General features: G+C 50.6%; 16 protein-coding genes. All 16 read left to right on the top strand.

The features are described from left to right. Positions 1-345: 345 nt before the first annotated feature. The 16 genes from dnaJ (at position 346) to DHN43_RS09970 (ending at position 14,467) form a co-directional block, all read left to right on the top strand. The gene (dnaJ, locus tag DHN43_RS10045) at positions 346-1,473 is read left to right on the top strand and encodes a molecular chaperone DnaJ (protein WP_057463086.1); all 1,128 of its coding nucleotides are present in this window, start codon (positions 346-348) and stop codon (positions 1,471-1,473) included. A gap of 66 nt (positions 1,474-1,539) precedes the next feature. After that, entirely contained in the window at positions 1,540-2,145 is a 606-nt protein-coding gene (locus DHN43_RS10040; RefSeq protein WP_208988855.1) for a class I SAM-dependent methyltransferase, read from the top strand. Positions 2,146-2,304: 159 nt separating this feature from the next. Further along, a complete protein-coding gene (locus DHN43_RS10035; RefSeq protein WP_063294315.1) occupies positions 2,305-2,895 on the top strand; it encodes an NADPH-dependent FMN reductase in 591 nt (196 codons plus the stop codon). Between the two features lie 124 nt (positions 2,896-3,019). Further along, complete coding sequence (hslV, locus tag DHN43_RS10030; protein WP_057463084.1) at positions 3,020-3,568, top strand: ATP-dependent protease subunit HslV; 549 nt, start codon at positions 3,020-3,022, stop codon at positions 3,566-3,568. A 140-nt stretch (positions 3,569-3,708) separates the two neighbouring features. Then, positions 3,709-4,770, top strand: a complete 1,062-nt coding sequence (locus DHN43_RS10025) for a hypothetical protein (RefSeq protein ID WP_108818513.1) — start codon at positions 3,709-3,711, stop codon at positions 4,768-4,770. An 11-nt stretch (positions 4,771-4,781) separates the two neighbouring features. After that, positions 4,782-6,086, top strand: coding sequence for an ATP-dependent protease ATPase subunit HslU (hslU, locus tag DHN43_RS10020; protein ID WP_063286338.1), 1,305 nt, complete (start codon positions 4,782-4,784; stop codon positions 6,084-6,086). Between the two features lie 93 nt (positions 6,087-6,179). Next, entirely contained in the window at positions 6,180-6,674 is a 495-nt protein-coding gene (locus DHN43_RS10015) for a universal stress protein (RefSeq protein WP_057463249.1), read from the top strand. A 116-nt stretch (positions 6,675-6,790) separates the two neighbouring features. Then, the gene (locus tag DHN43_RS10010) at positions 6,791-7,351 is read left to right on the top strand and encodes a NifU family protein (RefSeq protein WP_057463082.1); all 561 of its coding nucleotides are present in this window, start codon (positions 6,791-6,793) and stop codon (positions 7,349-7,351) included. Positions 7,352-7,482: 131 nt separating this feature from the next. Further along, entirely contained in the window at positions 7,483-8,163 is a 681-nt protein-coding gene (tsaB, locus tag DHN43_RS10005; protein WP_108818512.1) for a tRNA (adenosine(37)-N6)-threonylcarbamoyltransferase complex dimerization subunit type 1 TsaB, read from the top strand. Then, positions 8,160-8,645: a ribosomal protein S18-alanine N-acetyltransferase gene (gene rimI, locus DHN43_RS10000; RefSeq protein WP_108818511.1), complete on the top strand. Its 486-nt coding sequence runs from the start codon at positions 8,160-8,162 to the stop codon at positions 8,643-8,645. The genes tsaB and rimI overlap by 4 nt, the downstream gene beginning before the upstream one ends. 149 nt (positions 8,646-8,794) lie before the next feature. Then, positions 8,795-9,220, top strand: a complete 426-nt coding sequence (locus DHN43_RS09995; protein WP_057463079.1) for a Fur family transcriptional regulator — start codon at positions 8,795-8,797, stop codon at positions 9,218-9,220. Positions 9,221-9,310: 90 nt separating this feature from the next. Beyond that, entirely contained in the window at positions 9,311-10,045 is a 735-nt protein-coding gene (locus tag DHN43_RS09990; RefSeq protein WP_108818510.1) for a lysophospholipid acyltransferase family protein, read from the top strand. 157 nt (positions 10,046-10,202) lie between these two features. Further along, positions 10,203-11,615, top strand: coding sequence for a tRNA (N6-isopentenyl adenosine(37)-C2)-methylthiotransferase MiaB (miaB, locus tag DHN43_RS09985; RefSeq protein ID WP_063286342.1), 1,413 nt, complete (start codon positions 10,203-10,205; stop codon positions 11,613-11,615). A 90-nt stretch (positions 11,616-11,705) separates the two neighbouring features. Further along, positions 11,706-12,770: a PhoH family protein gene (locus DHN43_RS09980; RefSeq protein WP_244306703.1), complete on the top strand. Its 1,065-nt coding sequence runs from the start codon at positions 11,706-11,708 to the stop codon at positions 12,768-12,770. Continuing rightward, entirely contained in the window at positions 12,767-13,273 is a 507-nt protein-coding gene (ybeY, locus tag DHN43_RS09975) for an rRNA maturation RNase YbeY (protein WP_057463076.1), read from the top strand. Before DHN43_RS09980 ends, ybeY begins: the two co-directional genes overlap by 4 nt. Positions 13,274-13,315: 42 nt before the next feature. After that, on the top strand, positions 13,316-14,467 hold the full coding sequence (locus DHN43_RS09970) for a hemolysin family protein (RefSeq protein WP_082830462.1): 1,152 nt from the start codon (positions 13,316-13,318) through the stop codon (positions 14,465-14,467). Positions 14,468-14,503: the final 36 nt, after the last annotated feature.

The raw sequence follows: 14,503 nt of genomic DNA, 5'->3' as shown, positions 1-14,503 counted from the left end.
TTTACCTCGCAAGCTCCTATGGGCTTGCGAGGTAAACTTTATTCAAGTATTTCCCGACTGTATGGAAGATTTTAGTCGAAGAGAACCTTTTGGGTGCAATTGCATTTGAGAGAGCTGCTTCCTACATATGGGTAGTTGGTAATGTGTGCGCTGCGCTTAAAGCTGCACCTCAATCACCGACTGAACAGTAAACAGTTTTGTTTTGAAGATGAGTGTAGTTCACGAGTGAATTCGTTGCGAAGCAAGAATTGATCTCGACTGCCCACAGTGACCTCAGACTGAGCTGATGTTCTCCTGAGGCTTCAAAACGCAAATAGACATCACGTCTTTGGAGCTTATTTCATAATGTCTAAACGCGACTACTATGAGGTGCTGGGGGTAGCACGGGAGGTCGACGAAAAGGCACTTAAGAGCGCTTATCGCAAACTCGCGATGAAATTCCATCCTGACCGAAACCCTGGTAATGATGAAGCGGAAGCAAACTTTAAGGAAGTAAGCGAAGCTTACGAAACCCTGAAAGACCCGCAAAAGCGCGCTGCCTACGATCGATTTGGCCATGCAGCCTTTGAAAACGGCGGCTTTGGTGGTGGCGGCGGAGCAGGTCCGGGCGACTTTGCTTCCTCCATGGCAGACATCTTCGATGAGTTCTTTGGTGGTGGTGGTGGCCGTCGTGGTTCTGGTCGTGAACGCGGCGCAGATCTGCGCTACAACTTGGAAGTCTCTCTTGAAGAAGCTTACGAAGGTAAGTCCGTCGAGATCGAGGTTCCAACCTCAGTAACATGTGAGCCGTGTAGTGGCTCCGGCGCAAAGTCCGGAACCCGTCCGTCCACCTGTCCAACCTGTGGCGGTGCTGGGCGTGTCAGAGCGGCTCAGGGCTTTTTCACCATGGAACGCACCTGTCCGACCTGTCAGGGTCGTGGTGAGATCATTACAGATCCATGTGACAGCTGTGGCGGTACTGGCCGGACAACGAAAGAGCGCACGCTCTCCGTGAATATTCCGTCAGGCATCGAAGATGGCACGCGTATTCGCTTGTCAGGCGAAGGTGAAGCCGGTGCTCGCGGTGGTCCCGCAGGCGATCTTTACATCTTCCTGTCCATTCGTCCGCATGAGTTCTTCCAGCGTGACGGTGCTGACATCTTCTGCCGCGTGCCAATTTCAATGACAACTGCTGCTCTGGGTGGTCAGTTCGAAGTTCCGGCATTGGATGGCAATACAGCGCGCGTGAAAGTTCCTGAAAGCACTCAGACCGGAAAGCAGTTCAGACTGCGCGGTAAAGGCATGCCGATTATGCGGTCTAGCCAGAAGGGCGACATGTATATTCAGGTTGCCGTGGAGACACCAGCAAACCTTACGAAGAGGCAGAAAGAGCTTCTTTCAGAATTTGAAGGTGAATCCTCTGGAGAAAATCATCCGGAATCTACTGGCTTTTTTGCAAAGGCAAAAGATTTTTTGGAGAATTTCAAGGCATAGCTCTTTAAATTGCCACCAATCAGTAATATCTCAGTAGTACCCTTTGTTGATGCTACGGAGAGTTGAATGTTTCACGAAACGAGGTCACGGGCAGAAAATGCCTTGAACAAATTTCGTGAGCCTTCCAAATTTCTTCGGGCGTGGGTGGAAGCACCACTCACGACCGGAGCTGTTGCCCCGTCAGGCCCTGTTCTCGCCCAGAGAATGGCAGAATTCGTTCCCGTTCAGTCGAATAATCCGGTTTTAGAGTTGGGACCTGGCACTGGCCCGGTCACAAAAGCTATTCTGGAAGCAGGCATCTCTAAAGACCGTCTTACCTGCTTGGAGTACAGCACAGACTTCTGCGAACATCTCAGTGACAAGTTTGAAGGATTGAACGTGGTTCAAGGTGACGCTTACAACATGCGTCCCAGCCTTGAGCATATCGCGCCAAACTCACTATGTGCTGTGGTTTCGAGCCTACCACTTGTGTCCAGACCGATGGAGTTTCGCTTAAAGTGCATTCGTGATGCCTTCGCTCTTATGAGGCCCGGTGCTCCCTTCATCCAGTTCTCTTATTCCTTCGCGTCTCCGGTAACACTGAAATCCAAAATGTTCAGCTGGTCGAAAACCGGATGGATCGTGAAGAATATTCCGCCAGCTCGTGTCTGGATTTTCCGAAAGCCCTTTTGATTTCTCAAAGGCAGGCGTTTAGCGGTCAATCACCTAAAAACACACATCTTCCATAAACCTTACGCTTGGGTAGTATAGGGTACTCTTCGTGCCGACTTTACCAGAGATCATGCAGCTCTTGAACGAGAGGTTGCAGAGCCATGTCGTGAGGATAGCCCTATGAAGCCAAAGATACTCGTTTTTTCAGGTTCAACCCGCAAGGGATCCTACAATAAAATGCTGGCAGAGCTGATGGCGAAACACCTGACGATCGCCAATGCAGAAGTAACCACAATCAGCCTTGCCGACTATCCTCTGCCTATTTACGATGGTGACCTGGAAGATGATACGGGTATCCCTGAAAATGCATTCAAGCTCAGGAAGCTCATTGAGACCCATCATGGGATCTTCATAGCCAGCCCGGAATACAACTCCTCAATCACCCCATTGTTGAAGAATACACTGGACTGGATCAGTCGCATCCAGTTGCCAGAGGAAGAACCGCTTCAGCTCTTCCACAAGTCGATCTATGCCGTCGGTGGGGCTTCTCCCGGTGCGCATGGTTCTTTGAGGGGTCTCATGCACCTGAGAACGATCATGGAAGTGTCTTTAGGGTGCCTTGTCCTGCCAGAAATGGTCTCTATTAATTTTGCGGGCAAGTCCTTTGATGAAAATGGCGACCTCACAAAAGACCATCAGATCAAGCGATTGCATAAGCTTGTTGACCGCTTCGTCAGTGAGGCAAGCCACGTAAAGCTACAGGATAACTGAGTTTTTTTGGCTTGCCGCATTGGCAATGCGGCAAGGACTACATACATAATACCGCAGACACAAATTTGAAATTGAGTTGCGCGGGAGATTGCTCCGTTGCCGATAGAACTCTGGAGAAAAATGAATGAGTGAACCTGAACAGTGGCACGGCACAACCATCTTGACCGTGCGCAAGGGCGGCAAAGTCGTAATTGCTGGAGATGGTCAGGTGTCTCTTGGATCAACGGTCATTAAAGGCACTGCACGTAAGGTCCGCCCACTGGCAGGCGGCAAGGTTATTGCCGGCTTTGCAGGCGCGACTGCTGATGCGTTCACGCTGTTTGAGCGCCTTGAAGCCAAGCTCGAGCAATATCCCGACCAGTTGATGCGTGCATGCGTTGAAATGGCGAAAGACTGGCGCACAGATCGCTACCTTCGCCGTCTGGAAGCCATGATGCTGGTTGCCGACAAAAAGCACTCTCTGGTGCTGACAGGTACTGGCGACGTGCTTGAGCCGGAAAATGGTGTGATGGGCATCGGTTCCGGTGGCAACTTCGCGCTGTCCGCGGCACGTGCGCTGGTTGATATGGACCTGACCGCAGAAGAGGTTTGCCGCAAGTCCATGACAATCGCAGCAGACATCTGCGTCTACACAAACAGCAACGTTACCGTCGAAGTGCTCGACGAAGAGTAACGATAGCGACAAGATGCGACTGGAGATCAATAATTTTCGATCTCCAGTTCTGCGTTCAAGACACTTTTAGATCAGCTTAATTTGCTAAGCCAAGGATACTTGAAGCTTTTATTGTTCCATTTGGATTTGACGAGGAACTGATGATATCAAGAGCATCTCTTACCGGAGCCATCTCCGCAGGAATTATCAGCGCAGATCAAGCTGATAAGCTCGTCTCCTATTTATCTCTTCAAGCAGAAAATATTCAGAACCAACAAGCATCTGAAAGCCTCCATGATCCGGAAGAAGTTCGGTTTACACGCGGCTTTCATGATATTTTCATTAGCCTCGGTATCCTAATTCTTTTTGCTGGCTACGGTGTTGGGTTTGGCGACTCGCTCACTCAAGGCGGGCTTCCTAGAGCTGCTATTGCTGGCGCAGCTGCCATTATCACATGGGTGCTGGCCGAGTGGTTCACCAAGATCAAGAAGCTCGCGCTTCCTTCAATTTTACTGACAGGATTGTTTGGAGGTTCAATTGCGCTTGTTGGATTTGGCCTGTTCACACCTGATGTTCTGAACAACGACTCCGAAGCCATTCAGGTCATTCTGAGTTCCATCTTCGCTTTAGTGGGCGCTTCGTTGTTTTACTGGCGCTTTAAGGTGCCAATAACACTGACCGTCATTGTTGCGGGGATCATGGGCTTGATCGTAGGCGCATTGACACTGGTGACTGACACGAAAATTCTTGACTATCTGTCCTGGGTTTCGCTGGTCTGCGGTCTGTTTGCATTCGGTTGCGCGATGTATTTTGACACCAAAGACACCAAGCGGGAAACACTCAACACAGACAAGGCCTTTTGGCTTCACCTGCTTTCTGCCCCGCTTATCGTTCATTCCATCTTGAGTGGAATGTACTTTGAACAGCAGACAGAAACTTATGCCTTGGTCTCCATTGCTGTTGTCCTGGCATTTGGTGCGGTTGCCCTCATCATTGACCGTCGTGCAATGCTGGTTGCAGCGCTGAGTTACCTAGGCTTCGCATTAGCCTATTTGCTGGAGTCTGCCGACTTTTCTGCATCGCAGCTAACTGCTATCTCCCTTGTATTACTTGGGAGTTTTGTTTTGCTACTCGGTTCAGGCTGGAACGTGGCGCGACGGATCGTTATGCGCCCTCTTGCAGGAACCACACTCACTACATATCTGCCACCTATCCGGAACTAGAAAGTAAGAAAATGACAAATTTCTCTCCTCGGGAAATCGTTAGTGAACTCGATCGCTACATCATCGGCCAGCATGACGCGAAACGCGCAGTGGCAATTGCACTGCGCAACAGATGGCGTCGTCAGCAGTTGGATGAAGAGCTGCGCGAAGAAGTTCAGCCAAAGAACATTCTCATGATTGGCCCAACCGGTGTTGGTAAAACTGAGATCTCTCGTCGTCTTGCTAAGCTTGCGAATGCTCCTTTCACAAAAGTTGAAGCAACCAAGTTTACCGAGGTGGGGTACGTTGGCCGTGATGTAGAGCAGATCGTGCGTGATCTGGTCGAATCCAGCATTGCCCTTGTACGCGAGCAAAGCCGCAAAGAAGTCGAAGCAAAAGCACATGTTCTTGCTGAAGAGCGTGTTCTGGATGCATTGGTCGGCAACAATGCAAGTCCGGCCACCCGTGATACATTCCGCAAGAAGCTGCGCGAAGGTGACCTCGACGACAAAGAAATTGAAGTTGAGGTGCGTGCCAACCCACAGATGCCAAGCTTTGATATTCCTGGCATGCCAGGGGGCAGCGTTGGTGTCATGAATATTTCTGACATGCTGGGTAAGGCATTTGGTGGTCAGACCAAGCCGAAGCGCACAAACGTCAAAGATAGCCACAAGCTTCTTCTGGCAGAGGAGTCCGACAAGCTTCTCGATGAAGAGAAGGTTGTTCAAGAGGCAATTGAGCTGGTTGAAAACTCCGGCATCGTTTTCCTCGATGAGATCGACAAAATCTGCGGGAAAGATGGCCGTAATGGTGGCGATGTTTCCCGTGAAGGCGTTCAACGTGACTTGCTGCCACTGATCGAGGGCACTGTTGTTTCAACAAAACATGGCCCAGTGAAAACAGACCACATTCTGTTCATCGCATCTGGTGCATTCCACGTGTCAAAACCATCAGACCTTCTGCCGGAACTTCAGGGTCGTCTTCCGATCCGTGTTGAGCTGAAAGCACTGACGAAAGAAGATTTCGTCAAGATCCTGACAGAAACTGAAGCCAGCCTGATCAAGCAGTATGTTGCATTGATGGCAACGGAAAGCGTGAGCATCGAATTTACCGAGGACGCAATCGATGAGATTGCGACAGTTGCTGTTGATTTGAATGCGACGGTCGAAAACATTGGGGCTCGCCGCTTGCAGACTGTGATGGAGCGTGTGCTGGATGAGATTTCCTTCGTCGCACCAGACAAGTCTGGTGAGCAGGTCACAATTGATGCAGCCTACGTGAAGTCGAATGTGAGTGAACTGGCCAAGAATGTCGATTTGTCTCAGTTCATCCTCTAACTGACGAAAAAATCAGTCGGAAAAAGAAAACCTAACGGAATGTGGCAAGGAAAAATACTTGCCGCATACCACCTCAAGTGGCAGCATGCCGACATGGTAGCTATTCGCAAAAGTAATGAAGAAGGTCACGACCGAAAGTTTCTGGTTGTAGTCGATGACACTCCAGAATGTGGTCGAGCCATCGTTTATGCCTCAAAGCGTGCGGCCCGTACCGGCGGTGTCGTTCTCTTGCTCTTTGTCATTGCACCCGGAAACTTCCAGCATTGGCTGGGGGTTGAGGACATTATGCGTCAGGAAGCGCGTGATAATGCAGACACCATTTTGGCTAAAGCTGCCGAAAAGGTGAGAGCTGCTGCACGGACAGAGCCAGAGTTGGTTGTGCGTGAAGGTCACCAGTCAGATGAGATCATTGACCTGATTGAAGAAGATGCAGACATTGCGATTCTTGTATTAGCAGCAGGAACCAGCAAAGAAGGCCCAGGGCCTCTTGTTTCATCCATTGCGGGCAAATCGGCAGGAACATTCCCGATTCCGACGACCATCGTACCAGGTAATTTGGACGATGATGCACTAGATGCTCTTGCCTGATCAGGTTTACCTATCATATAGAACTTGAAAACAGTCATTGCTGAAGCGTTAAGTAGTGTAAATTGTGCTGCGACTGCTTGCGAAAGCTCTTTGGCATAAAAATCGGAAACAAAACCATGTTCATTCAGACCGAAGCGACACCAAATCCGGCAACTCTCAAGTTTTTGCCTGGCCGCGTAGTCTTGTCGGAAGGCACACGCGATTTTCGCTCGGCAGGAGAAGCCACAATATCGCCGCTGGCAGAGAAGCTTTTTACTATTCCAGGCGTTGTTGGCATCTTCTTTGGCCATGACTTTATCACCGTAACCAAGGATGAGACTGACTGGCAGCATATGCGCCCGGCTATTCTTGGTGCGATCATGGAAAACTTCATGGCTAACACCCCGATCCTGAAAGGTGAGGAAGCTGGTGATGGCGATACAGGAGAAGAGTTCTTCGATGCGGAAGACGAAGAAACCGTAACCATGATCAAAGAGCTGCTCGAAACCCGCGTACGTCCTGCAGTTGCTCAAGATGGTGGTGACATAACATTCAGGGGATATCGTGAGGGTATCGTTTATTTGAGCATGCGCGGCGCCTGTGCAGGTTGCCCATCCTCAACAGCGACATTGAGCCACGGCATTCAGAACCTGATGCGGCATTTCATCCCAGAAGTTCAAGAAGTTAGACAGATGTAGTTTCTGCTAATGTAAATCTTCTGAAACAGGGCAGCACCAGCTGCCCTTTTTGCTGCAAGGCCAAAAAATACTCCGGGTGTTAAACGAATTGGTTGCTCGACAACCAGCTGCCCTAACGATAAGCCGAACTTATGAAGTTGCTTGCTATTGATACCGCACTAAGTACCTGTGCTGCCGCCGTTTTAACCGATGAAGGCGGTACGCCGGATATTGTCTCCCAATGCGAAGATCTCGGACGAGGTCATGCCGAACGCATTATGGGCATGGTTGCGAGTGTCATGACGGACTCCTCGACAACGTTTAACTCACTGGACCGCATTGTTGTAAATGTTGGTCCGGGTAGTTTTACAGGTCTGCGTGTCGGTCTTTCCATTGCGCGTGGGTTTGGTCTCGTTCTCGAAAAGCCTGTTGTCTCGGTCACAACATTGGCTGCAATCGCACACGAGACTTTGGACGCAGCTCCCGTCAGAAAACCAATTTTGGTGGTTCTCGATGCGCGTCGTAATGAAGTCTACTGCCAAAAGTTTGATGAAACTGGTGCTCCGATTGGAGAGGCCCGCGTTTCAACCGTCAAGGACCTGGCACACAGTCTCGATGCTGAGACCATTCTGGCAGGCTCTGCTGCACAGGCTGTCGCCAATGCTGCAGGCGTAGATAAATCTCGCGTTTGCAATGATGCCGCTGCTGCATCGATTGACTACATCGCAAAGCTCGGTAAAGGTGCAAAGCGTCAGGATAAAGCTCCGATGCCACTCTACCTTCGGGCTCCTGATGCTATTCCGGGTGAGAAAGGAAAGGTTCGTCGTCAATGAAGTCCTGGTGGACATCAGAAAAGCCGCCGGTTATCGAGCGTGCTGAGAAAGACGACCTGCCTAAACTGGCGAAACTTCATGCCGAGTGCTTCAAGCAGAATTGGGGTACAGCAGAACTTGCCGCAATCTTTGAGCAAAAAGGCGTTTTCTTCCTGTCTGCCCGCACATCTGGTGTGACTGGAAAAGCCGATCTGGGCTTTGTCGTGATCCGTTCGATTGCAGGTGAGGCCGAAGTCTTGACTATTGCAGTCTCCCCGAAGCATCAAAAAAAGGGGATAGGGCGGAAACTTATGGAAGCCGCCATCTTCCAGCTTTACTCTGATCGTACCGAAGCACTGTTCTTGGAAGTGGATGACACGAACAGCTCCGCATTGAGGCTTTATAAAAACTTGGGCTTCAAGCAGGTTGGAGAAAGAAAAGCGTATTATGCGGCTAGCGAAGGCAGTGGAACAGCGCTTGTTATGCGTTGCGATCTCGTTTAAGCGACACTACGCATGTGAGATGAGGCTTTTAGCTCACGCTCAAACCGCGTAACAGTGAAACTGGTTCTTTTCTCTCACAGTTTTGAGGGCTAGGATACCAACGCAGACTGGAACTGTGGTGCCTGTGTGATTTTGAGGAATTGGGGCAAATGACGGCAGAAGAAAAAATGACGCTGATTGAAATGTGTGCTCATAAGGGTATGCGGATGACAGAACAGCGCCGCGTGATTGCTGATGTAATTCAGTCTGCTGAAGACCACCCAGATGTGGAAGAGCTTTACAGAAGAGCCTCCAAGATCGACCCGAAGATCTCTATCTCAACTGTTTACCGCACAGTGAAGCTTTTCGAAGACTCCGGTATCATTGAACGTCATGATTTCCGCGATGGCCGCTCCAGATACGAAACCGTTTCTGATGAACACCACGATCACCTGATTGATTTGCGCACGGGCGACGTGATTGAGTTCCGCAGTGAAGAAATCGAAAAAATGCAGGAAGAAGTCGCGCGTAAGCTGGGCTTCAAACTGGTTGATCATCGCCTGGAGCTCTACGGTATTCCGTTAGACGAAAAATAGGGGCCGTGCATGGCAACTGTCAGAGCAATTTGCATACTTGCCGCACTAACACTCTTAACGCTAACCCTCGTTCCCCCTCAGTGGGTCGCAATGAAGTTAGGTTGGCCCATTCAACGGCAAATTCCTCTGCTCTGGCACAAAATCGCGTCTCGTCTGATTGGACTGCGCATCCAGCAGCATGGGGAAATGTCGTTGGAACGCCCTCTTCTTGTAGCGTCCAATCATTGCTCCTGGCTGGATATTGTCGTTATCGGATGCACCAAGCCACTGAGCTTTATCGCTAAGTCTGAAGTTGCTGGATGGCCGATATTTGGTCAGTTTGCTAAGCTCCAGCGGACAGTCTTTGTCAATCGACAGCGCAGAACTGATACCGGTCGTGTCGCTAAGGAAGTCGCTAATCGCATGGCTCAAGGCGATGCGATGGTGTTGTTTGCCGAAGGCACATCCAGCAATGGCAATGAAGTACTGCCATTCAGATCTGCACTGGTTGGTGCCGTTCATCACGCAATGAATGTCGGTGAAAAAGATGTTGCTTATGTGCAGCCTCTCTCAATTGCCTATACGCGCCTGCAAGGCATGCCAATGGGACGTTTCTGGCGCGCTCATGTTGCCTGGTACGGCGACATGGAACTCGCTGGCCATCTCTGGTCTGTCATCAAAGAAGGCGGATTAGATGTTGATTTGACATGGGGAACTCCCGTTCCTATTGAAAAAGCAACTAATCGCAAACGCTTAACGCGCGATTTGGAAGAGCAGGTCAGAGGGATGACCATAGAAGCATTGCAGGGAAATGGTCCCAAACAAGAAGAGCGGGCTCAAACCTGATCAAGACAAGGCTTCTCTTTCGGCGTAAAACAGAGTAAAGCTCTCCGAAATTCTGAAAATGACGAGCTGGCGTTGCTGATGAAACAGGCAGGTGCGCTCGAATTGCTGGGCATTAGAAAAAGAAGATACTCCGGCAGCAGATCCACTTGAGGATTTAATGGATAACCTAGTAGAAAACGAAAACCTGAGCCAATCCGAAAACACTGCGGAGGCGCTCGACAAAACCGAAGCGACCCGTAAGGTTTTCATCAAGACCTATGGCTGTCAGATGAACGTCTACGACTCCGATCGTATGAACGATGCGCTGAGCAACGATGGTTACGTTAAAACAGAAAATCCGGATGATGCGGATCTGGTTATCCTGAACACCTGCCACATTCGTGAGAAGGCGGCAGAAAAGGTCTACTCTGAACTTGGCCGTATTCGTAAGCTGAAGGAAGCGAAAGCCAAAGACGGCAAGCAGATGATGGTGTCTGTCGCTGGTTGTGTCGCTCAGGCTGAAGGTGCGGAGATTTCCCGACGAGCGCCTATTGTTGACCTTGTTGTTGGCCCTCAGTCATACCATCGCCTTCCAGAGTTGCTGAACCGTGCATCGAACGGATCAAAGGTTGTCGAGACAGAGTTTGATATTCAGGAAAAATTCAAGCATCTCGCGACGCCTTCTAAGGAAGCTGTCCGTAAGCGTGGTGTCACAGCATTTGTGACCGTTCAGGAAGGCTGCGATAAGTTCTGCACCTTCTGTGTGGTGCCATACACCCGCGGTGCTGAAGTCTCCCGTAAGGTAGAGCAGATTGTCATGGAAACCGAGCGCTTGGCAGCAGCTGGTGTCCGTGAAGTGACCTTGCTCGGCCAGAACGTCAACGCATGGCACGGTGAAGGTCCGGATGGCCGTGAATGGGGCCTTGGTGAACTTCTGTTCCGCTTGGCAAAGATCGACGGCATTGAGCGCCTGCGCTACACCACGTCCCACCCAAGGGATATGGAAGACAGCCTGATTGCAGCTCATCGCGATCTTGATATTCTGATGCCTTATCTGCATTTGCCAGTTCAGTCTGGATCTGATGCGATCCTGAAGGCAATGAACCGCAAACACACCCGTGATGACTACTTCCGTCTGATCGACCGCATTCGCGAAGCGCGTGATGATATCGCACTCTCCGGCGACTTTATCGTTGGTTTCCCGGGCGAGACTGATCAGGATCACAAAGACACTCTGGATCTGATCCGCCGCGTCACCTATGGCTCTGCATTCTCCTTCAAATACAGCCCGCGTCCGGGTACTCCGGGTGCAACACTGGAAGAGCAGATCGACGAGCAGGTGAAGTCCGAGCGTCTGGCAGAATTGCAAGATCTGCTCAGTACCCAGCAAAAAGACTTCAATGCGTCATTGATTGGCAAAACAATTGATGTACTGTTTGAGAAGGAAGGCCGCAGAGAAGGTCAACTTGCAGGTCGTTCACCTTGGCTCCAGCCAGTTCATGTAAATGCGCCGTTGGACCTGTATGGTGAAATCAGATCAGTAGAAATTGTCGCTGCCAGCGCAAATAGTCTGGAAGGCCGCCTTGTTTAGGTGCATGATGCTCCCAGATTCTCGCGTAAAAGCGAACGGAGGCATTATTTGAAGGGCAGAGCCCAGACAACGTCCGCTTCAAGGACGGCCATGCGCCCCATAGCGGCATCAGATATGATGCATGTGGTATTGGCATTCGAAGACAATAGGCTTGTGAGCGATCTGTTCGGTCAGTTCGACCAGAACCTTGCGCTGATTGAACAGCGGTTGGGTGTTGAGGCAGTCGCACACGGCAATCAGGTCACCATTCGCGGCAATAAAACGTCAACAGAGCAGGCTAAGCTTGCTCTGGAGTCGCTTTATACGCGTCTTCAGGGTGGTCACGACATCACACCTGGTGATGTTGATGGCGCAATCCGTCTGGCAGAAGTTGCTGAAGCGCAGCTTTCTCTGCCAACGATGGAACCCAAGTCCCGTATGGCATTTGCGCAGATCGCCACGCGCCGCAAAACGTTGGTCGCCAGAACAGCCGCTCAGGATGCTTATGTCCGGGCAATGGACCGTTCTGACCTTACCTTTGGCGTTGGCCCTGCTGGTACAGGTAAAACCTTCCTTGCGGTTGCTTATGCTGCTGCATTGCTGGAGCGTGGTGAGATTGATCGTATGATCCTGTCTCGCCCAGCTGTTGAAGCTGGTGAACGTCTCGGCTTCTTGCCGGGCGACATGAAGGATAAGGTCGATCCGTATCTGCGCCCGCTTTACGATGGCCTCAACGAGATGATGGCACCAGAAAAGCTGGAACGCGGCTTGGAAAGCGGCATGATTGAAGTCGCACCCCTCGCATTCATGCGTGGTCGTACGCTCTCCAACGCTATCGTTATTCTCGATGAAGCCCAGAATACGACAACGATGCAGATGAAGATGTTCCTGACGCGCTTGGGTGAAAATTCCAAGATGATCGTGACAGGGGATCCTAGTCAGGTCGACTTGCCTCCAGGCCAGATGTCCGGCTTACGTGAAGCCTTGAAAATTCTGAGTGGCGTCGAAGGTATCTCTCGCGTGGATTTCACAGAGAGCGATGTTGTTCGTCATGAGCTGGTGGCACGTATCGTAGGCGCTTACGACAATGATAGCCGCCGCCGGTTGGAAGCCAAAGAACGCAGGCAAGCTGAAGAGGCTGCCAAGGTAAATGAAGAGCAAGGCTCCCAGGAATGAACACAGCTTGCCCGGTACACATCGACCTGCTGATTGAAGCAGGCGATTGGGAGAGTGAAGAACTATTGGAAGCGATTGCTGAAAAAGCAATCGCCGCCGCTTTTGAAACAAGTGAGCTGAGTGTAATAGAAAACACAGAAGTTTCTCTTGTCTTCACCGATGATGCCCATATTCAGGAATTGAATAAGATGTGGCGCGAGAAGGACAAGCCAACGAACGTCTTGTCTTTTCCGGGAGACGATAGCGAAGAGCCGCCATTCGGCCCGCTATTAGGTGATATTATTATTGCAAAAGAGACGGTAAAGCGCGAAGCTGTAGAGCTTGAAATTCCATTTGAACACCATCTGATTCATCTTATTGTTCATGGAACCCTTCATCTTTTTGGATATGATCACCAGATAGATGAGGAAGCGGAAGAAATGGAAGCGGAAGAACGCCTGATTTTGGCGAGCCTACAAATCCCCGATCCATACAAAGATGCGCCATTATCGGCAGATAAATAACCCCTGGTATTCACGGTGAGTACAGGGAACAACGAGAGAGAGATGAGCCCGGAACCTCGAAGTACAGAAGGTGCAAGCACCTCCGCTCAGGCCGAAACTGCAGAGCCTGCAAGTAGTACCGGCACAGCTGTTGCCGAAGATACCTCTGAGCCACAAGCGATGAAGCCTGGTGTCCTGACCAGGCTGAAATCAAAACTGAACCCGTTTAGAGGTTTCCGAAGAAGCGCGGCTGTTTCATTGCGCGAAGATTTGGAAGATGAACTCGCCCGCGATAGTGAAGGTGCTGATGCTGCTTTCACGAAGGAAGAGCGCGAGTTGCTGACAAACATCCTCCAAATGCGCGAATCTCGAGTTGAAGATGTCATGATCCCACGTGCTGATATTGAGGCCGTGGAAGATACAACGACAATTGGTCAGGTGATGGCCTTGTTCAGGGCGTCCGGCCATTCACGTATGCCTGTTTATCACGACAATCTGGATGATCCGCGAGGCATGGTCCACATCAAGGACTTGATGTCCTACTTCGTCGAGTTGGCTGTAAAAGCCAAGAAGACCGATGTGCCTTTGACTTTGGTGAAACCAGAAAAGAACTCCTCTGAGAAGTCGACAGAAGAAAAGTCGCTGCTCGATTTGTCTTGTGTTGATCTCTCAACACCGTTGAACGCAACAGGCCTGATCCGGCCTCTGCACTTTGTGCCTCCATCCATGTCTTCCTCTGACTTGATGAAGAAGATGCAGGTAACCCGTGTGCAGATGGCGCTTGTGATAGATGAATACGGCGGAACCGACGGCCTCGTGTCCCTTGAGGACATCGTTGAGACAGTGGTCGGCGACATTGAAGATGAGCATGATAAGGACGAAGAAGAACTTATCATGAATGTCAGCCCGGGTGTTTGGGTAGTTGACCCTCGAATTGATCTGGAAGACCTTCAGAAAGAGCTCGGAGCGGATTTCAAGCTCGTCGAAGAGCAGACGGAAGAAGTGGACACACTTGGTGGTCTGCTGTTCTCTATTCTCGACAGAGTTCCGGTTCGCGGTGAGTTGATCATAGATAAGACCTTGCCAGCTTTCGAGTTCGAAGTAATTGATGCTGACTTGCGCCGCATCAAACGCCTTCGTATTTCCAAGCGTCGGGTTGATCAACGCGCGGCAGTTCAGAGAATACGCCCACGCAGGCCGGAAGCTGCAGAATAAGCAGCACAAAATTGAATTTTTACCTATGACATTCGG

The organism is Pseudovibrio sp. Alg231-02 (genome assembly GCF_900143565.1).
Lineage (GTDB): Bacteria > Pseudomonadota > Alphaproteobacteria > Rhizobiales > Stappiaceae > Pseudovibrio.
Note: the sequence above shows the minus strand (reverse complement) of the source record. Positions and strands in the feature narration are given on the sequence as shown.